Source organism: Xanthobacter aminoxidans (assembly GCF_023571765.1).
Taxonomy (GTDB): domain Bacteria; phylum Pseudomonadota; class Alphaproteobacteria; order Rhizobiales; family Xanthobacteraceae; genus Xanthobacter; species Xanthobacter aminoxidans.
The window spans coordinates 25,095-42,747 of the sequence record NZ_JAMJXC010000021.1; the positions used below are offsets into that span (position 1 = coordinate 25,095).

A 17,653-nucleotide genomic window follows, 5' to 3' on the forward strand; every position below is an offset into this window, starting at 1 on the left:
CGATGGACAGTTTCGATTACATCGTGGTGGGTGGCGGCACCGCAGGGTGCATCCTCGCCGCCCGGCTCTCGGAAGACCCGCGCCGGCGCGTGCTGCTGCTGGAGGCGGGCGGCACGGACAAGGGCTTCTGGGTGCCCATCCCGGCCGGCTTCTCCAAGCTTTTGTCGGGCAGCGCCTTCAACTGGCGCTTCAACACCGAGCCCGAGCCCAACACCTACGACCGCCCCATCGTGGTGCCGCGCGGCAAGGGGCTCGGCGGCTCCACGCTCATCAACGGCATGATTTTCGTGCGCGGGCAGAAGCAGGATTTCGACGGCTGGGCCCAGCGCGGCGCCACCGGCTGGGGCTATGACGACGTCCTGCCCTATTTCAAGAAGTTCGAGCGCTTCGACGAGCCGGATGCGGACCCCAGCGTGCGCGGCACGGACGGCCCCATCAGCATCGTGCGCGTGACGGAGCGGCCGGTGCTCTCCGAGGCCTTCCTCTCGGCGGCTGAAGAGGCCGGCTTTCCCCGCAATCCCGATTACAACGGGAAGGATCAGGAAGGCTTCGGCTATTATCAGGTGAACCAGCGCGGCGGCCGGCGCTGGACCGTGGTGGACGGCTATCTGCGTCCTGCCCTCTCCCGCCCCAACCTCAAGGTCGTCACCCACGCGCAGGCCCTGCGGCTGGTGCTGGACGGCCGACGGGTGACGGGGGTGGTGTATCGGCGAAATGGGAAGGAAGAGACGGCGTTCACGGCCGGCGAGGTGCTGCTCACCGCAGGCGCGGTGCAGTCACCCCATCTCATGGAACTCTCCGGCATCGGCCATCCGGACGTGCTGAAGGCAGCGGGCATCCCCGTGGTCCATGCGCTGCCGGGCGTCGGCAACAATTATCAGGACCATTTCGCCACCCGCATGAACTGGCGGGTGAAGGAGCCCATCACCCTCAACGAGCAGACGCGCGGCATCGCCCTCGCCAAGGCGGTGGCGCAGTATTTCCTCACCCGCAAGGGCATCCTCACGCTGGGCACAGGCCTCGCCCATGGCTTCGTGAAGACCCGGCCGGGCCTCGCCGGGCCGGACGTGCAGTACTTCTTCATGCACGCGAGCTACGCCAACGCCGCCGACCGGGCGCTGGACCATCTGCCGGGCATGACCATCGGCGTCACCCAGTTGCGGCCCCACTCGGTGGGCTCGATCCATGCGAAGAGCGCCGACCCGCTGACGCCGCCGGCCATCCGGCCGAACTTCCTCGCCGTGGAGGAAGACCGCGCCTGTCTTGCCGCAGGCATGCGGATCGCCCGCGACATCGTCGGGCAGACGGCGATGGACCCTTACCGCGCCTTCGAGATGAACCCCGGGCCGGACTGCCGGAGCGACGCCGACTTCGTGGAGTTCGCCCGCCGCACCGGGCAGACCATCTACCATCCCGTCGGCACCTGCAGCATGGGCACCGGGCCGCAGGCGGTGGTGGACCCGCACCTGCGCGTCGTCGGCCTTTCCGGCCTGCGCGTGGTGGACGCCTCGGTGATGCCGACGCTGGTCTCCGCCAACACGGCGGCGGCGGTGATGATGGTCGCGGAGAAGGCGGCCGATCTCATCAAGGCCGACGGCAGGGCCTAGTCAGCGGCTGCGCTACGTCAAACGCCAAAAGCCGGCGCGGGGATTTTCCCCGGCCGGCGCCGAACGCCCTGTCCGCGATCCCGAGGGATCAGCGGCGGCGGAAATTCTGCTGACGGCGTGCGCCGGGCGGCGGGGCGTTGCCCTCGGCCTTGTGGCGGAAGTTGATCCGGCCGCGATCGAGATCGTAAGGCGACATCTCCACCACCACGCGGTCGCCCTCGATGGTGCGGATGCGGTTCTTCTTCATCTTGCCGGCCGCATAGGCCAGGATCTGGTGGTCGTTGTCGAGCCGGACCCGGAAATTGCCGTCCGGCAGCACTTCGGTCACAGTCCCCTCGAACTCCAGCAGTTCTTCCTTCGCCATATAGTCGTCTCCAGCTGTCCCGCGACGCGGGACGAATTTGGCGGGCTTATCTCACAAAATCGCCCGATTTCCCATAGGTGGGACACGCCGGCCCGGGAAAAAGACCCGGCGTGTCCTGTTCAACGCAGTGTGACGCGCGAGCGGATGCTCAGTTCACAGGCCGCTTGGCACCGGCGGGGCGGCCCGCAGGACGCTCGCCCCGGTTGGACACCGCTTTCATGAAGCCGAGGCCGCCGAGATCGTTGCCGGGACGCGAACCACGCTCACCGCCACGATCGCCCGCCCGCTCGCCGCCACGGCCTTCGCCCTGGGGACGCGCGCCACGGCCTTCACCGCTGCGGTTCTGGCCGTCGCGACGGCCGGCGCCGTTGCCGGCTCCCTGGGCGTTGCGATGACCCTCGGCGGCACGCTCGGCACGCGGCTGGGCGGCACGGGCCGGACGGCCCTCGCCGGCCGGACGCTCACCGCGCGGCTCACGCTGCTCGCGACCTTCGGCGCGCTGGCCCTGGCCACGACCGCCCTCGGGACGCGGACCGCGCGAACGCTGGGGACCACGCTGGCCGGGACGGCCGCCGCGACCACCGATGAAATCGTTGCGCTCGGCGGTCTCGTCACGCTCCTCCAGCTCGATCGGCGGCGCATCGGGAATGTTGAAGCGCATGCCTGCGCCACGACGGTCGGTGGCCGGGATCTGCAGCTTGATGAGCCGCTCGATGGACTTGAGATACGCCCTCTCCTCGTGATCGCAGAAGGAGATGGCGATGCCCTCGCGGCCGGCGCGCGCGGTGCGGCCGATGCGGTGCACGTAGCTCTCGGGCACGTTGGGCAGGTCGTAATTGATGACGTGGCTGACGCCGGTCACGTCGATGCCGCGGGCGGCGATGTCCGTGGCGATCAGGGTGCGGATCTTGCCTTCGCGGAAGGCGAGGAGCACGCGGTCGCGCTGGTTCTGCGACTTGTTGCCGTGGATCGCCTCGGCGGCGATGCCGCACTTGGCGAGCACGCGCACCACCTTGTCCGCGCCGTGCTTGGTGCGGGCGAAGACGAGGGCGCGGTCGATATCCTCGGTGGACAGCACCTCGGCGAGAAGCTGGCCCTTGTTGGGCTTGTCCACGTGGATGACGCGCTGCTCCACCCGGTCGGCGGTCTTGGCCACCGGGGTGACGGCGACGCGCACGGGATCATGCAGCATGCCGCCCGCCAGCTCGGCGATGGCCGGCGGCATGGTGGCGGAGAAGAACAGCGAGTGCCGCTTGTGCGGCAGCCGGCGCACGATGGCGCGGATGGCATGGACGAAGCCCATGTCCAGCATCTGGTCGGCCTCGTCGAGGACGAGCACCTCGACCTGATCCAGCTTCACCGCGTGGTTTTCCACGAGGTCCATGAGCCGGCCGGGGGTGGCCACAAGCACGTCGACGCCGCGGGCGAGGGCCCGGATCTGCCGGCCCATGGGCACGCCGCCGATGGCGAGCGTGACCGAGATGTTGGCGTGGCGGCCGAACTTCTCGAAATTGTCCACGATCTGGCCGGACAATTCGCGGGTCGGCGAGAGCACCAGCGCACGGACGGACTTGGGGTCCGGACGGCGGGGATGGCGTACGAGGCGATCGAGGATGGGAAGGGCGAAGGCAGCGGTCTTGCCGGTGCCGGTCTGGGCGATGCCGATCAGGTCGCGGCCGTTGAGGACCTGCGGGATGGCTTCAGCCTGGATGGGGGTGGGAGTGACGTGATTCGCTTCGGTAAGGGCGCGAACGATGGGCTCGGCAAGGCCGAGGCTCGAAAAAGAGGTCAAGCTCTGACTTTCATATGCGAGCGGCACCGGCGCAGCCTTTTGGGCGCGGCGCGGCTCGCGGGATTTCGACATCCCGCGTGGCCAGGGGTGTCCAGGGCAAAAGATGATATCGGGCAAAGCCGCTTGCGATGCCTCACCGACGAAACGCCATGTCACGGCGTCGTCCAGATCGAAGCTCCAGCGGTCTCCGCTACGCGGCCCGAGCGCGCTAAGGGGAGGAAAGCAACTGCCTCCATCGGCGCGATGCACCGCATATGGACGAGACCCGTGACGATTTCAAGGCGAATGGTTGGGCAGGCGCAGCTTTGTCGGCTGCCGGATGCGCCCCGTGGCGCCATTTCGCCCGAATGTGCGTCCAGAAGGTAAGGAACCAGCAGGCGCCGCGGGAGTAGAATGCGGCGGGGCCTTGGGCCCGGAAGCCGCGACACCGATCCTTGCGGCAGGAGAAGACATGTTCGATCTGTCCGCCATCGTCGCCACCACCACCGCCTTCGTCGAGCAGCACCATTATCTCGCGCCGGCCGTGGTGTTCGGGCTCGCCTTCGGGGAATCGCTGGCGCTGATCTCCTTCTTCATTCCCGCCACCGTTCTGCTGCTCGCCATCGGCGCGCTGATCGAGGCCGCGGGGCTGCACTTCTTCCCCATCTGGCTCGCCGCCGCCGCAGGCGCGGCGCTGGGCGACGCGGTCTCCTACTGGTTCGGCTTCCACTACAAGGAGCGTGCGAAGGACTTCTGGCCGCTCTCGCGCCGGCCGGACCTCGTGGCCCGCGCCGAGGACTTCTTCCAGCGTTTCGGCATTTGGGGCGTCGCCATCGGCCGCTTCTTCGGCCCCCTGCGCGCCGTGGTGCCGCTGATCGCGGGCGTGCTGGCCATGCGCCAGACCCACTTCCAGGTGGCCAACGTCGCGAGCGCCGGCCTGTGGGCCTTCGCCATGCTCGCACCCGGCGCCGCCGCGCTGAAGCTGATGGGCTTCTGAGCGCGCCACGGCCTGTGCGCGGCTTCATGCCGCACTGCAGCAAAGACGATCCCACGCCAGCGCCTTGGCGGTATCCGGAACCGCTTTCGGCCCGTAGGTGCCCCTTCGGGAGGGGCGAGCCTATTGTCTCGCAGCGGCATCCTGTATATCGATGGACATATCACAGGCCCATTGCCGAGGTGCCATTGCCATGTCCGGATTTCCCGCCTCCTTTCTTGCCTCCCGCCGCCTGATCGTTGGTCTCGTCCTCTCGGCGTTTGCCGCCGCGCCGCTGCCCGCGGCCGCGCAGGAGACCGTGACCGTGTTCGCCGCCGCGAGCCTCACCAACGCGATGCAGGACATCGCCAAGGCCTATGAGGCCAAGGGCAGCAAGGACGCCATCAAGTTCTCCTTCGCCGCCTCCTCGGCGCTGGCCAAGCAGATGGAGGCCGGCGCGCCCGCCAACATCTTCGCCTCTGCCGACTTGAAGTGGATGGACTATACCGACGGCAAGGGCCTGACCCTGCCCGCCACCCGCGTGAAGCTGCTCGGCAACGAGCTGGTGCTGGTCGCCCCCGCCGACAAGGCAAAGCCGGTGACCATCTCCAAGAGCCTCGACGTGGACGCCCTCCTCGGCCCCAACGGCCGCATCGCCACCGGCCTCACCGACAGCGTCCCGGTGGGCGTCTACACCAAGCAGGCCTTCACCAATCTCGGCCTGTGGGACAAGATCGCCCCTCGCATCGTCGGTGCCGAGAGCGTGCGCGCGGCGCTGGCGCTGGTGGAGCGCGGCGAGGTGCCCTACGGCGTCGTCTATGCCACCGATGCCGCCATCGCCAAGAACGTGAAGGTGGTCGCGACCTTCCCGGCCGACAGCTATCCGCCCGTCGATTACCCCTTCGCCCTCGTGAAGGGCCAGGACACCCCCGCCGCCAAGGCCTTCTTCGCCTTCATCCAGAGCCCCGAGGCCAAGGCCATCTTCAAGAAGTACGGCTTCTCGGTGAACTGATCCGCCCGGCGCGCGGCAGCGCGCAGCGGAACGGGAATTGCTTATTGGGGGCAAAAGACCGAGCCTGATCTGGAGCGAGGCGAGGCCTTTTCGCAGGCGGATTTGTTCGAGATGTTGCTCACTCCCGAAGAATGGACGGCCGTGCGGCTGAGCCTGGAGGTGGCCTTCTGGGCCACCCTCTGCAGCCTGCCGCCGGCCATTCTCATTGGCTGGGTGCTCGCCCGGTTCGAATTCCCCGGCAAGGGCATCTTCGACGGCATCGTTCATTTGCCCCTCGTGCTGCCCAAGGTGGTGGTGGGCTATCTGCTGCTCATCGTCCTCGGCAATCGCGGCTATCTCGGCCAGTATCTCCACGAGTGGTTCGGCATCTCGCTGATCTTCTCCACCGCCGGCGCCACCGTGGCGGCGGCGGTGGTGAGCTTCCCGCTCACGGTCAACGCCATCCGCCTCGCCATCGGCGGCATCGACAAGGGCATCGAGACCGCGGCGCGCACGCTGGGCGCCACCAGGCTCGATGCCTTCTTCACCGTGACCTTGCCGCTGATGATGCCCGGCGTGCTCTCCGGCTGCCTGATCTCGCTGGCCTCGGCACTGGGCGAGTTCGGCGCCACCATCACCTTCGTCTCCAATGTGGAAGGCCAGACGCGGACCATCCCGCTCGCCATCTACAGCGCCACCCACATGCCCGACGGCGACGCCATGGCCCTGCGCCTCACCGTGGTGTCGGTGATCCTCGCCCTCGGCTCCCTCATGCTGGCGGAGATGGCGGACAAGCGCATCCGCGTGGCGCTGGGCCAGATATGATCGAGATCGACGTTTCCCTCGCCCGCTCCACCGGCTTTCACCTGAAGGCGGATCTCCGGGCGCCCGAGAGGGGCGTGACGGCCCTCTTCGGCCGCTCCGGCTGTGGCAAGACCACGATCATCCAGATGGTCGCCGGCTCGCTGACGCCGGACAGCGGGCACATCCGCGTCGGCGACACGGTGTTCTACGACCGGCAGGCGGGCATCAACCTGCCCATGGAGCAGCGCGCAGTCGGCTACGTGTTCCAGGACGCGCGGCTGTTCCCGCACATGACCATCGAGAACAACCTGCGCTACGGCGAGCGCCGCACCCGGCGGCCGCGCACCATCCAGTTCGATGCCGTGGTGGAGATGCTGGGCGTCGGCCACCTGCTGAAGCGCCGGCCGCACACCCTCTCCGGCGGCGAGAAGCAGCGCATCGCCATCGGCCGCGCGCTCCTGTCCCAGCCCCGCCTCCTGCTGATGGACGAGCCCCTCGCCTCGCTGGACGAGATGCGCAAGGGCGAGATCCTGCCCTATCTGGAGCGGCTTCGGGACGAGCTGAACCTGCCCATCCTCTATGTCAGCCACTCCATCGAGGAGGTGCTGCGCCTCGCGGACGCGGTGGCGGCGCTTTCGGACGGCAAGGTCATCGCCTGCGGCCCCCTCGCCGACGTGCTGTCGCGGCCCGAGCTGCTGCCGGTGATCGGCCGCTTCGACATCGGCACCATCCTCGACTGCACGGTGACGGCGCACGACCCCGACCTCGGCCTCTCCACCGTCTCGTTCGCCGATGGTGAATTGCGGGTGCCGCTGGTGGGCCGCCCGGTGGGGGCACCGGCGCGGGCGCGCATCCGCTCCCGTGACGTGTCCCTGTCCCTGTCGCGGCCCATGGACGTGTCGGTGACGAACCGGATTTCCGGCACCATCTCCGCCATCACCCGGGCGGAAGGCCCGTTCTCCGAGGTGGAACTGGCGCTGTCCGCCGGCCGCCTCAGCTCGCTGGTGACGCAGGAAAGCGTGCTGCGCCTTGGCCTTGAGCCCGGCATGCAGGTATGGGCGATGATCAAGGCGGTGACGGTGGATAGCCGGCCGATGGGCTTCCACTCACCGGGCGCGGAGATCGTCAGCCCGCCTGCTTCACGGCCGGCCCGGCCAGCGGCGAATCCGCCTCAGGATCCCCCGGCTCTGCGTCTGATTTCGGGTGGTAATCCGCCGCAAGTGCAGACGTAAGCTCGTCGAGCGCCCCGCTGGTGGCCTTCGCCGCCTGCCGCTCCATGGCGCGATAGAGCGCGATCACCCGCTCGCCGAAGGCCGTGACCTCGGTGCCGGCGCCCCGGCGACCAGGGAAGGTGACGATCACGCGCTGCTCGAACATGCGGTCCAGTTCGTCCACCAGCAGCCAGGCGCGACGATAGCTCATGCCGATGGCCTTGGCGGCGGCCAGGATAGAGTGGTGCTCGCGGATCGCCTCCAGCAGCTTGATCTTGCCCGGCCCGAGGCGCCGGCCGTCGGCGAAGTCCACGCGCAGGAACAGGCGGGTGCCGTCACGCCCCTGTCCGGCCTTGGCGCGGCTTTCCTTGCTGCTCGTTCCGCCGCTCATGTGCTTCTCCTCGGATGCCGCCCGGCGTTCCGCCTGCGCCGCGTGTCCCGGAGCCCGGAACATCGCGCGTCAGCATACCGGAAGCCGGAGACCGCGGAAACGCCGGCGGGCACCGGAAAGCGCGTCGAGCACTCAGGCGCGGGAAACGTGGCCGCCGGCCGAGCGGCCGGCGCTCTGGCGGCGCGGAGCCGACGCGAGGCGGCCGTTGACGATGGCCGACAGGCCGAGGATGACCGCCACCGTCGCCACATAGGCGATCACCTGCATGCCCGTGGGCTCGGCGCGGTAACCGATGAGCGTGCGCAGCACGCGGCCCAGCGCGCTGTCGTCCGCCAGCAGCCAGCTCGAATTCCACACCGGCTCCGCCAGCGACTGGATGAAGCCGGCATCCTGCAGGATGCCCACCACCTGCGCGGCAAGGCCGGCGGCGAGAAGCGTGATGAGGACGGACGTGACCTTGAACAGATGCTTGAGCGGGATCGCCACGAGGCCGCGATAGAGCAGCAGCGAGAGGGCAGCACCCGCCGCCAGACCGCCAAGACCGCCGAGCACGATCGCACCGGGCGAATCGGCGCCCGTGCTGGCGATGCCATAGAGGAAGAGCACGATCTCCACGCCCTCGCGCAGCACGGCCATGCCGACGACGATGGCCAGCGCGGCGAGCGGCTTGCGCCCCTCCTTCACGTCGCGGCCGACCTCCCGCATCTCCATGACCATGTGCTTGCCGTGGCTCGCCATCCAGACGACCGTCCACACCAGCATGACCACCGCGACGGAAAGGATGGCGGCATTCAGGATGTCCTGCCCGGAGCCGTCGAAGGTGGAGGCGATGGTATCGGCGAAGAGGGCGAGGACCGCAGAGCCGGCGATGCCGCCGAGAATGCCGAGGCTGATCCACAGGCCGCGATGGCGGATGCCCTCGGAGGCGGCGAGCACCACGCCGGTGACGATGCCGGCCTCGAGGACTTCACGAAAAACGATCAGAAGCGCGGCAATCATCGCGGCCTGTCCTTTTTGTCCCCGACGGCCGCTGCCGGCACGCACGAGCGGGCATAAACGCTGCCCTCGTGGCCTTCGCCCTTCGGGAGAGATCGCCGTCGGCGACGAAAACCAATTGAATATGACGAAACCTTATCACCCGCCGGCAGGCCCTGTCACCGCAACGGCAGAGGTTTGGAATTGTTCAAATGAAAAGCTGGGCGCCCGCTCGGTGGCCCTTGAGACTATAGTTCAAGGGCGTCGGCATCCGGCCCGCGAGCCCGTCGTGTCCAGCGTTTGCAGCCGGGCGCGACGAAACGGCCCGAGGACGCACGGATACAGAGTGACGTAACGTCTTCTACTAAGGGGTGCGTCGCTTTGACTTGGGAGAGACAAGTCGAGGCCCCGCACTCTGGACATGGAACAATTCCATTATTGTCTCAAGCGCTTGCCCGCCATCGGCCCGGCTCATACTCTCCGCCGCGATGGGGCAATGGCCCCGGTTCCGGTTTTCGAATTTCAAGGAGAGAAGGTCGATGCGCGCGCATTTTCTCGGCGCCGTCATCGCGTCAGTCGCAGCCTTCGCGAGCCCCGTGCTCGCGGATGCGCCGAAGCCGCGTGATGTGATTGTCCACTACGCCGACCTCGCCGAGGTGATGTACGGCTCGTCCGCCGCCACGGCCAAGGACATGCAGAAGGCCATCGACGCCTTCCTCGCCGCCCCCAGCGCCGACAGCCTGGGCAAGGCGCGCGATGCGTGGAAGGCGGCCCGCGTCTACTACCAGCAGACCGAGGCCTTCCGCTTCGGCAACAAGATCATCGACGAATGGGAAGGCAATGTGAATGCCTGGCCGCTCGACGAAGGCCTCATCGATTACGTGGACAAGAAGAGCTACGGCGAGAAGTCCGACGAGAACCCGCTCTACACCGCCAATGTGATCGCCTCAAAGTCCATCCGCATCGGCAAGAAGACGGTGGACGTCACCAAGATCACGCCCAAGCTGCTGCACGAGCTGAATTCGGCCGGCGGCGTCGAGGCGAACGTGGGCTCCGGCTGGCACGCCATCGAATTCCTGCTGTGGGGCCAGAACCTCCACAATGCGACGCCCAGCCAGGGCCAGCGCCCCTACACCGACTATGACCTGAAGAACTGCACCAACGGCAATTGTGACCGACGCGGCGAGTATCTCAAGGTCGCCACCCAGACGCTGGTCGCCGATCTCGACGAGATGACCGGCCTGTGGGGCGCCAAGGGCAAGGCCCGCGCCGCGCTCATCAAGAAGAACGACAAGGCCGGCCTTGCCACCATCTTCACCGGCCTCGGCTCCCTCTCCTACGGCGAGCTCGCCGGCGAGCGCATGAAGCTCGGCCTCATCCTCCATGATCCGGAGGAGGCGCACGACTGCTTCTCCAACAACACCCAGAACGCGCACTATTACGACGAAGTGGGCATCCGCGACGTCTATTACGGCACCTTCGTGAAGCCGGACGGCTCCAAGGTCACCGGCCCCTCGGTCGCCGACCTCATCCGCGCCGCCGACCCGAAGATCGCCGACGAGATCGACGCCAAGTCGGATGCCGCCCTCGCCGCTCTCAAGGCCCTGAAGGACGTGGCGGATTCCGGCGAGATCACCTACGACAAGATGCTGGAAGAGGGGAATACCAAGGGCGCCAAGCTGATCCAGGACGGCGTGGACGCCCTCGTGGCCCAGGCCCACGCCATCGAGCGCGGCGTCTCGGCCCTCAAGCTCCAGATCAAGATGGAAGGCTCCAAGAGCCTGGACGACCCGAAGAACGTGAAGAAGAAGTGAGACCATGACGATGGGACGGACGCGATGATCTCGCGTCGGGCGCTGCTGGCCGGCGCGGCGGCTGCGGGGGCGGTGGGGTTCGCCCCCTCCGCCCTCGGCCGCGTGCCGGCCTCCGTGGACACCCTGCCGAAGAGCGCGCCGGTGCGCCGGCTCGCCCTCTCGGCGGCGGAAATGGAAATGCCGCTGCTGGGGCCGGGCAAGCCGGTGACGAAGGGCTTCTGCGCCTATAACGGCACGCCCTTCCTCACCCTGCGCGCGCCGGTGGGCACGCGGCTGATGGTGGATTTCGAGAACCGCCTGCCGGACCTCACCACCGTCCACTGGCACGGCGTGCGCGTGCCCTATCTCTCGGATGGCGTCTCGCCCATCACCCAGGCGCCGATCCCCGCGGGCAGCACCTTCACCTACAATGTGCCGCTGCCCGATCCGGGCTTCTATTTCTTCCATCCCCATTGCGACGAGACGGGCCAGGTGGGCCGCGGGCTCGTCGGCCTGCTCGTGGTGGATGATCCGGCCGAGGCGAAGCTCGGCTTCGATGCCGAGCATTTCATCGTGGTCAAGGACTGGCGGCTCGACGAGACCGACGGCCGCTGGCTGGAGATGTTTACCGATGAGGGCGCCTCCACCGCCGGCACCTTCGGCACGGTGCGCGCCACCAACGGCTCCATCATACCGCCCCGCGTCGAGGCGCCGGCCTATGGGGACGTGCGGCTCAGGGTGATCGTCGCCGATTCCACCCGCACCATCGATTTCGGCTGCGAGACGGAAGATGCGGCCATCATCGCCATCGACGGTCAGGCGCTGACACCCCTCCCCTTCTCCAAGCTGCCGAACGAAATCTGGCGCATGGGCCCGGCCATGCGGATCGACGTGCATGTGCGCATGCCCGGTCCCGGCGAGGAGGTGAAGGTCTACGACTATCGCACCGCCGAGCCCTATCTGCTCACCACCTTGGTCGGCGTGGACGCTCCCGGGAGCAAGCCGGGCCGCAAGAAGACCGCCTTCCGCCCCAAGGCGCTGCCCCCCGCCAAGGTGCCGCTGCCGGACGTGAAGCGCGCCAGCCGCATCGACTATCTCGTGCAGACCGCCGCCGGCCCCATCGTAAGCGGCGATCCCCTGCCGCCGGACGATCCGCTGGCCAAGGCGCTGATCGCTTCCGCCTGCGTCGGCAGCAAGACCTTCTGGGCCATCAACCGCAATTCCTGGGGCGCCGGCGCGGACCTACGCTTGCCGCCGCCGCTGGCGACGCTGAAGGACGGGGCGAGCTACATCGTCTCCATCACCAACGTCACCAAGCACGTCCACCCCATGCACCTGCACGGGCACGTCTTCCGCGTGCTGTCCTCCTCCAAGAAGAAGGACATCCCGCCCTATCTCGCCGACACGGTCATGACCGAGCCCAACGAGACGGTGGAGATCGCCTTCCGCGCCACCAGCGGCGACTGGGTGTTCCACTGCCACATCCTGGAGCACATGGATTCCGGTCTCATGGGCTGGATCAGGGTGGTGTGAGGATGCGCGTGCGTCTTCTCCTCGCGCTGCTCGCCGCCCTCTCCGCGACGCCGGCCGCTGCCGAGCCCCTGGACAAGCTGGACCTCGCCATCGGCAAGGCCCTGTTCAAGCGCCCCTGGGTGCCCGCCCCCGCCTCGACGCGTGGCGATGACGGTCTTGGCCCCCTGTTCGATGCCCGCTCCTGCGCCACCTGCCACCCCGCCGACCGCCGCGCCCCCGCGCGTCTGGAGAACGGCACGGCGGAGCGCGGCTTCGTGCTGATGATCGGACGGCCGGACGGCAGCGGTGATCCCGTCTATGGCCGCCGGTTCCAGATCGATGCGGTGCCCGGCATTCCCAGCGAGGGCATGATCGGCGTCACCGACACCCCGCTGCCGGACGGACGCATCGCCCGCAAGCCCCACCCCGAGGCGCTGGGCTATGGCCCGCTCGATCCCGCGAGCGGCCTGTCTCTCCGCGTCGGGCCGGACCTCAAGGGCCGCGGGGCGCTCGCCGCCGTGCCCGATGCCGCCATCCTCGCGGTGGAGCGGGAACAGGCGAAGGGCAAAGACGGCGTGAAGGGCATGGCGCGGCGTGTGGCGCAGGCCGACGGCAGCAAAGCCATCGGCCGCTTCGGCTGGAAGGCCTCGCAGCCGACCCTCGCCGGCCAGTCGGCGGAGGCCTTCTTCCTCGATCTCGGCCTCTCCAACCGCTTCCATCCCGAGCCGTGGGGCGATTGCACGCCCACCCAGACCGCCTGCCGGCAGGCCCTCCACGGCAATGCCAATGCCACCTCCGGGGATGCGGACGACGAACTGGAAATCGGCTCGGCGGTGCTCGACCGGGTGGTGGCCTATGTCGCCTCCCTGCCCCAGCCCGAGCCCGAAGACCTGCCCAGGGCCGAGGCCAAGCGCGGCGCGGCGCTCTTCACCTCCACCGGCTGCGCCCAGTGCCACCGGCCGTCTTTGCCCACTGCCGACGGCGAAGCGCGCATGTACACCGATCTTCTGCTGCACGAGATGGGGCCGGACCTCAGCGATACCATGCCGGAGCCCGGTGTGGGCGCCTCGCAATGGCGCACTGCGCCCCTCGCCGGCCTCTCCGATGCGCTCGCCGCCAACACCGGCCTGCTGCACGATGGCCGCGCGCGGACGGTGGAGGAGGCGATTGCCTGGCACGGCGGCGAGGCGGCCACCGCGCAGCGGCGCTTCGGCGCGCTTCCGCCCAAGGACAGGGCGGCGCTGGTGCGGTACGTTTCGTCCCTGTGATTTTTGCCGGCCGCAGCCGGTGTGGGCCTGATATTGCGGATCGACGTCATGATTGAAGCCACGCGCCGTTCTTCCTTCCGCCTTGCTGGCGCGGCCCTCGCCGCCATGCTCGCTTTTGGGACAGGCCCGGCCGTTGCGGCCGATCCGAAGCTCGATCCCGTGCCGCTCATCGAGGGCTGGCTTTTGCCGCGCTACGATGCGCTCGCCGCCGCCACCGCCGCGCAGGCGAAGGCCTGGGCCGCCTTCTGCCCCGCCCCCTCGGCGGCCGGCGTGGCGCCGCTCAAGGAGGCCTACGGCAAGGCCGCAGATGCGTGGAACGCGGTGGAGTTTGTCACCTTCGGCCCCATCACCCTGTCGCTCCGGGCCGACCGCATCTCCTTCTTCCCGGACCGGCGCAACGGCATCAGCCGCGGGCTGTCCGAGATCATCGCCGACAGCGATCCCGCCCGCCTCGCGCCCGAGCGCTTCATGCAGTCGAGCGCGGCAGTGCAGGGCCTGCCGGCGCTGGAGCGGCTGCTCTATGAGGAAGGCGCCGCCGAGGCGCTGGTCGCAGGCCCCGAGGCGGCACGGCGCTGCGCGCTCGGCACCGCCATCGCCAACAATCTCGCCACCATCACGGGCGAAATCCGCACCGCTTGGGGCGACACATCCACGGGCGCGCTGGGCGCCATCGTCTCCGGCAAGGGCGATCCCGCCCTGTTCCCGGATGTGGGCGCCCTGCCCGGCATGATCCTCACCGACCTGTCCGGCGCCTACCAGCGCGTGACCGACACCAAGCTGCTGCCTGTGCTCGGCGCCGGCCCTGCGGACGCCAAGCCGACGGTCGCAGACAGCTGGCGCTCCGGCCGTTCCGGCCGCGTCGCCGCGAACATGATCCACAGCGCCGACGCCCTCCTCGTCGCCGTGGGCACGCAGATGCCGAGCCGGCCGCAATTCGTGGTCAACAAAGCCGCCACCGCCGCCGATGCCGCCGCCGACAAGCTGCCTGCCGACATCGGCGCCGCAGCCGCCACCGCATCGGGCGCGCAGGGCATCCACGCGACCATCAAGACCTTCAAGGCGGCGCAGCTCGCCGTCTACAAGCCCATCGCTTCCTATTTCGGCATCTCGCTGGGCTTCAACGCCCTCGATGGCGACTGAGGCCATGGCGACGAACATGCGCGCCCGCCTCGACCATCCCCCGCTCATCGGCCGGCGCGGCCTGCTGCTCGGCGGCGCCGCGCTCCTCGCCGCCTCCGCCTTGCCGGGCGGCCTGCGCGCCGCCGAACTGGATGAGGGCTGGCTGGCGACCGCGGGCGTGGGCGAGGGCTTCGCCGCAGTCGGCCTCGACACCAGCTTCGCGGCCACACCGGAGGCCCCCTCCGACGCCCGGCTGCATGGCATCGAGGCGAGCCCCGTCGGCCTGCTCGCGGTGGCGGTGGGGCGGCGGCCGGGGCGCATCGCCCTCGTGTTCGACCGCCGCAAGGGCGGCGTGGTCGCGCGCTTTGGGCCGGGCGAGGGCCGCGTCTTCTCCGGCCATGGCCGCTTCACGGCGGACGGCCGGCTGCTCCTGACCAACGAGATCGAGCATCCCGCGGACGGCGTTCGCGCCATGGGCCGGGGCGTTGTCGCCGTGCGCGCGGTGGATGGCGGCTTTGCCATCCGCGACGAATGGCCGAGCGGCGGCGACGGCCCGCATGATCTCATGCGCTCGGGCGCTGCCCTGGTCATCGCCAATGGCGGCATCGAGCCCAACACGCCGGAGGCGCGCGACGCCGAGGTGACGGGCTCCGGCGTCACCCTCGTCGATCCCACAACCGGCGCGGTGCGCGGCGAAGGCAAGCTCTCCGCCGACCTCGCCAGCCTGTCGCTCCGCCACCTCGCCCGCGATGGCAATGGCGGCACGGTAGTGGCGGCGCAGGACCTCTTGAAGGACGGCGAGGCCCGCCCCCTCCTCTTCCGCATCGCCGCCGATGGCGCGCTCACCCCCTTCGACGCGCCGGACGAGGCGTGGCGGGCGCTGCGCGGCTATGTGGGATCGGTGGCCTATGACCCCTCCGGCCGCTTCGTCGCCTGCGCCACCCCGCGCGGCAACCAGGTCGCCGTCTGGCAGGCGGACGGCCGCTATATCGGCGCGGTGCCCCTCACCGATGGCTGCGGCCTCGCGGCCGGAGCGGAGGCGGGGACGTTCGTGGCTGCGTCCGGCTATGGCGAAGTGATCGTGGTGAAGGCCGCGCCCGAGGGCGTCGCCATCACCGCGCGGCGCACCGGCGGGCCGCGCTACGACAACCACATGGTGCGGATCAGCTGAATTTCACCGGTGGTTTTCACCTGGGCTCACGCAACCTTCCCGGTTTTGCGCCATTATCCCCGGCGAGCCCATGGCGGGCAGCGGGAGAATGGCGATGAACTGGGTCGTGCTTGTCGGCAGCGTTCGCAAGGGGTCCCTCAATGCCGCGCTCGCCCGCGCACTGGCCGGCATCGCGCCGGAGGGGACGACGCTCACGATTCTGCCCTCCATCGCGGAATTCCCCATCTATGACGGGGACATCGAGGCGGAAGGCTTTCCCGCCCAGGTGACGGCCATGGGGGAGACGGTGGCTGCGGCGGATGCGCTGGTGATCGTCACGCCGGAATACAATTACTCGGTTCCGGGCGGCCTCAAGAATGCGATCGACTGGCTCTCGCGCCTGAAGCCGCAGCCGCTCGCCGGCAAGCCCACCCTCATCATGTCGGCCTCGCCCAGCACCATGGGCGGAGGGCGCGCGCAATATCACCTGCGGCAGGTGCTGGTGGCGCTCAACGCCCACGTCATGAACGTGCCGGAGGTGATGGTCGCCCAGGCCCACACCAAGATCGCCGACGGCATCGTCACCGACCAGGGCACGCTGGACTTCGTGAAGAAGCAGCTTGCCGCCTTCGCGACCTTCGTGAAGAAGGCGCAGGCGGGGGATGCGGCGGGCTGAGGCCCGCTCAGCCCTCCGAATATTCCGCGTAGGACATGGGCGTCTCGTAGACCCGCACGGACGCGAGCGTGGGCAGGAGCGGCTTCATCCGCGTCCAGATCCACGCCGCGATGATCTCGGCGGTGGGATTTTCCAGCCCTTCGACGTCGTTGAGGCAATAATGGTCCAGCTGCTTCAGCAGCGGGCCGAAGGCGTTCTCCACATCGAAGAAGTCCACCACGAAGCCGGTCACGGGGTCCACCGGCCCCTCCAGCGCGAGGTCCACGCGATAGGAATGGCCGTGCACGCGCCGGCAGCGGTGGGTTTCCGGCACGTTGGGCAGAAAGTGCGCGGCCTCGAAGGTGAAGCCCTGGGTGATCCGCACGCGGCCGGGCAGCGCCGCCGGGGTGTCAGGGGTGGTCATGGAATTCCGATCATCTTGTGGGTCTGGACGGACAGGCGCCAGCGCGGATTGGCGAGGCAATAGGCCACCGCCGCATCGGTGTTCGCGCGGCGATCCGGCCCGTCCATGGGCTGGAGGAAGAAATTGGCGAAGGGGAGGCCCGCAACCTCGGCGGGATCGAGCCCGGCCTGCGGGAAGACGAGCTTCAGCTCGTGCCCGGCGCGCTGCTTCAGCTCGGTGCCGGCCTTGGGGCTGACGCAGATCCAGTCGAGCCCCTCCGGCGCGGCAACCGTGCCGTTGGTCTCGACGGCGATCTCGAAGCCCCGCGCATGCACCGCCGCGATGGCCGCGGGGTCGAGCTGAAGCAATGGCTCCCCACCGGTGAAGACGACGAACCGGCGCTCGGCGCCGGCCTGCCCCCACACGGAAGCGATGGCGTCCGCAAGGGCCGCGGCATCGGCAAAGCGGCCACCGCCCTCGCCATCCAGGCCGACGAAATCCGTGTCGCAGAAACGGCATTGGGCGGCGGCGCGATCCTCCTCCCGCCCGGACCACAGGTTGCACCCCGCGAACCGGCAGAAGACGGCAGCACGCCCCGCCTGCGCCCCCTCCCCCTGCAGGGTGAGGAACATTTCCTTGACTGAATAGGCCATGAGGCGACGCCTT

17 protein-coding genes are annotated in these 17,653 nt (G+C 68.9%); 11 read left to right on the forward strand and 6 right to left on the reverse strand.

The features are described from left to right. Positions 1-2: 2 nt before the first annotated feature. Positions 3-1,607 (forward strand): GMC family oxidoreductase, encoded by a 1,605-nt coding sequence (locus tag EJ105_RS23285; protein WP_250168203.1) that lies wholly within the window; start codon positions 3-5, stop codon positions 1,605-1,607. Between the two features lie 88 nt (positions 1,608-1,695). On the opposite strand, the gene infA is transcribed toward EJ105_RS23285, so the two are convergent. Together infA and EJ105_RS23295 are read right to left on the reverse strand one after the other, a co-directional pair. Next, positions 1,696-1,971, reverse strand: a complete 276-nt coding sequence (infA, locus tag EJ105_RS23290; protein WP_012115181.1) for a translation initiation factor IF-1 — start codon at positions 1,969-1,971, stop codon at positions 1,696-1,698. A 148-nt stretch (positions 1,972-2,119) separates the two neighbouring features. Further along, positions 2,120-3,763 carry a DEAD/DEAH box helicase gene (locus EJ105_RS23295; RefSeq protein ID WP_250168204.1) on the reverse strand — a complete coding sequence of 548 codons (1,644 nt, stop codon included), beginning with the start codon at positions 3,761-3,763 and terminating at the stop codon, positions 2,120-2,122. A gap of 451 nt (positions 3,764-4,214) precedes the next feature. On the opposite strand from EJ105_RS23295, the gene EJ105_RS23300 reads away from it, so the two are divergent. From EJ105_RS23300 to modC, 4 genes are all read left to right on the forward strand, one after another. After that, complete coding sequence (locus EJ105_RS23300; RefSeq protein WP_029555087.1) at positions 4,215-4,739, forward strand: DedA family protein; 525 nt, start codon at positions 4,215-4,217, stop codon at positions 4,737-4,739. A gap of 190 nt (positions 4,740-4,929) precedes the next feature. Then, on the forward strand, positions 4,930-5,727 hold the full coding sequence (gene modA / locus EJ105_RS23305) for a molybdate ABC transporter substrate-binding protein (RefSeq protein ID WP_029555088.1): 798 nt from the start codon (positions 4,930-4,932) through the stop codon (positions 5,725-5,727). Between the two features lie 111 nt (positions 5,728-5,838). Continuing rightward, the gene (gene modB, locus EJ105_RS23310; RefSeq protein ID WP_250168205.1) at positions 5,839-6,531 is read left to right on the forward strand and encodes a molybdate ABC transporter permease subunit; all 693 of its coding nucleotides are present in this window, start codon (positions 5,839-5,841) and stop codon (positions 6,529-6,531) included. Beyond that, on the forward strand, positions 6,528-7,742 hold the full coding sequence (gene modC / locus EJ105_RS23315; protein WP_250168206.1) for a molybdenum ABC transporter ATP-binding protein: 1,215 nt from the start codon (positions 6,528-6,530) through the stop codon (positions 7,740-7,742). Before modB ends, modC begins: the two co-directional genes overlap by 4 nt. Here modC and EJ105_RS23320 read toward each other — a convergent pair. Both EJ105_RS23320 and EJ105_RS23325 read right to left on the reverse strand, forming a co-directional pair. Next, complete coding sequence (locus EJ105_RS23320; protein WP_051678720.1) at positions 7,636-8,112, reverse strand: winged helix-turn-helix domain-containing protein; 477 nt, start codon at positions 8,110-8,112, stop codon at positions 7,636-7,638. The genes modC and EJ105_RS23320 overlap by 107 nt on opposite strands. A gap of 132 nt (positions 8,113-8,244) precedes the next feature. Further along, positions 8,245-9,111: an FTR1 family iron permease gene (locus tag EJ105_RS23325; RefSeq protein WP_250168207.1), complete on the reverse strand. Its 867-nt coding sequence runs from the start codon at positions 9,109-9,111 to the stop codon at positions 8,245-8,247. A 515-nt stretch (positions 9,112-9,626) separates the two neighbouring features. On the opposite strand from EJ105_RS23325, the gene EJ105_RS23330 reads away from it, so the two are divergent. The 6 genes from EJ105_RS23330 to EJ105_RS23355 all read left to right on the forward strand — a co-directional run bounded on the left by EJ105_RS23330 (position 9,627) and on the right by EJ105_RS23355 (position 16,605). Next, on the forward strand, positions 9,627-10,901 hold the full coding sequence (locus EJ105_RS23330; RefSeq protein WP_250168208.1) for an imelysin family protein: 1,275 nt from the start codon (positions 9,627-9,629) through the stop codon (positions 10,899-10,901). 24 nt (positions 10,902-10,925) lie between these two features. Next, positions 10,926-12,413 (forward strand): multicopper oxidase family protein, encoded by a 1,488-nt coding sequence (locus tag EJ105_RS23335; RefSeq protein ID WP_250168209.1) that lies wholly within the window; start codon positions 10,926-10,928, stop codon positions 12,411-12,413. 2 nt (positions 12,414-12,415) lie between these two features. Then, positions 12,416-13,660, forward strand: a complete 1,245-nt coding sequence (locus tag EJ105_RS23340) for a di-heme oxidoredictase family protein (RefSeq protein WP_250168210.1) — start codon at positions 12,416-12,418, stop codon at positions 13,658-13,660. Positions 13,661-13,708: 48 nt separating this feature from the next. After that, complete coding sequence (locus EJ105_RS23345) at positions 13,709-14,800, forward strand: imelysin family protein (protein WP_250168211.1); 1,092 nt, start codon at positions 13,709-13,711, stop codon at positions 14,798-14,800. 4 nt (positions 14,801-14,804) lie between these two features. After that, positions 14,805-15,950, forward strand: coding sequence for a DUF1513 domain-containing protein (locus EJ105_RS23350; RefSeq protein WP_250168212.1), 1,146 nt, complete (start codon positions 14,805-14,807; stop codon positions 15,948-15,950). Positions 15,951-16,044: 94 nt separating this feature from the next. Then, the gene (locus EJ105_RS23355; protein ID WP_250168213.1) at positions 16,045-16,605 is read left to right on the forward strand and encodes an NADPH-dependent FMN reductase; all 561 of its coding nucleotides are present in this window, start codon (positions 16,045-16,047) and stop codon (positions 16,603-16,605) included. 7 nt (positions 16,606-16,612) lie between these two features. On the opposite strand, the gene queD is transcribed toward EJ105_RS23355, so the two are convergent. Together queD and queE are read right to left on the reverse strand one after the other, a co-directional pair. After that, positions 16,613-16,969 carry a 6-carboxytetrahydropterin synthase QueD gene (queD, locus tag EJ105_RS23360; RefSeq protein ID WP_029555099.1) on the reverse strand — a complete coding sequence of 119 codons (357 nt, stop codon included), beginning with the start codon at positions 16,967-16,969 and terminating at the stop codon, positions 16,613-16,615. A 35-nt stretch (positions 16,970-17,004) separates the two neighbouring features. Further along, the gene (gene queE, locus EJ105_RS23365) at positions 17,005-17,640 is read right to left on the reverse strand and encodes a 7-carboxy-7-deazaguanine synthase (RefSeq protein WP_250168214.1); all 636 of its coding nucleotides are present in this window, start codon (positions 17,638-17,640) and stop codon (positions 17,005-17,007) included. Between the last annotated feature and the right edge of the window lie 13 nt (positions 17,641-17,653).

Excerpts from the sequence above, each read along its gene's own strand:
- EJ105_RS23285 (WP_250168203.1), top strand. The coding sequence starts at position 3 with ATGGACAGTTTCGATTACATCGTGGTGGGTGGCGGCACCGCAGGGTGC.
- infA (WP_012115181.1), bottom strand. The coding sequence starts at position 1,971 with ATGGCGAAGGAAGAACTGCTGGAGTTCGAGGGGACTGTGACCGAAGTG.
- EJ105_RS23300 (WP_029555087.1), top strand. The coding sequence starts at position 4,215 with ATGTTCGATCTGTCCGCCATCGTCGCCACCACCACCGCCTTCGTCGAG.
- modA (WP_029555088.1), top strand. The coding sequence starts at position 4,930 with ATGTCCGGATTTCCCGCCTCCTTTCTTGCCTCCCGCCGCCTGATCGTT.
- modB (WP_250168205.1), top strand. The coding sequence starts at position 5,839 with ATGTTGCTCACTCCCGAAGAATGGACGGCCGTGCGGCTGAGCCTGGAG.
- modC (WP_250168206.1), top strand. The coding sequence starts at position 6,528 with ATGATCGAGATCGACGTTTCCCTCGCCCGCTCCACCGGCTTTCACCTG.
- EJ105_RS23320 (WP_051678720.1), bottom strand. The coding sequence starts at position 8,112 with ATGAGCGGCGGAACGAGCAGCAAGGAAAGCCGCGCCAAGGCCGGACAG.
- EJ105_RS23325 (WP_250168207.1), bottom strand. The coding sequence starts at position 9,111 with ATGATTGCCGCGCTTCTGATCGTTTTTCGTGAAGTCCTCGAGGCCGGC.
- EJ105_RS23330 (WP_250168208.1), top strand. The coding sequence starts at position 9,627 with ATGCGCGCGCATTTTCTCGGCGCCGTCATCGCGTCAGTCGCAGCCTTC.
- EJ105_RS23335 (WP_250168209.1), top strand. The coding sequence starts at position 10,926 with ATGATCTCGCGTCGGGCGCTGCTGGCCGGCGCGGCGGCTGCGGGGGCG.
- EJ105_RS23340 (WP_250168210.1), top strand. The coding sequence starts at position 12,416 with ATGCGCGTGCGTCTTCTCCTCGCGCTGCTCGCCGCCCTCTCCGCGACG.
- EJ105_RS23345 (WP_250168211.1), top strand. The coding sequence starts at position 13,709 with ATGATTGAAGCCACGCGCCGTTCTTCCTTCCGCCTTGCTGGCGCGGCC.
- EJ105_RS23350 (WP_250168212.1), top strand. The coding sequence starts at position 14,805 with ATGGCGACGAACATGCGCGCCCGCCTCGACCATCCCCCGCTCATCGGC.
- EJ105_RS23355 (WP_250168213.1), top strand. The coding sequence starts at position 16,045 with ATGAACTGGGTCGTGCTTGTCGGCAGCGTTCGCAAGGGGTCCCTCAAT.
- queE (WP_250168214.1), bottom strand. The coding sequence starts at position 17,640 with ATGGCCTATTCAGTCAAGGAAATGTTCCTCACCCTGCAGGGGGAGGGG.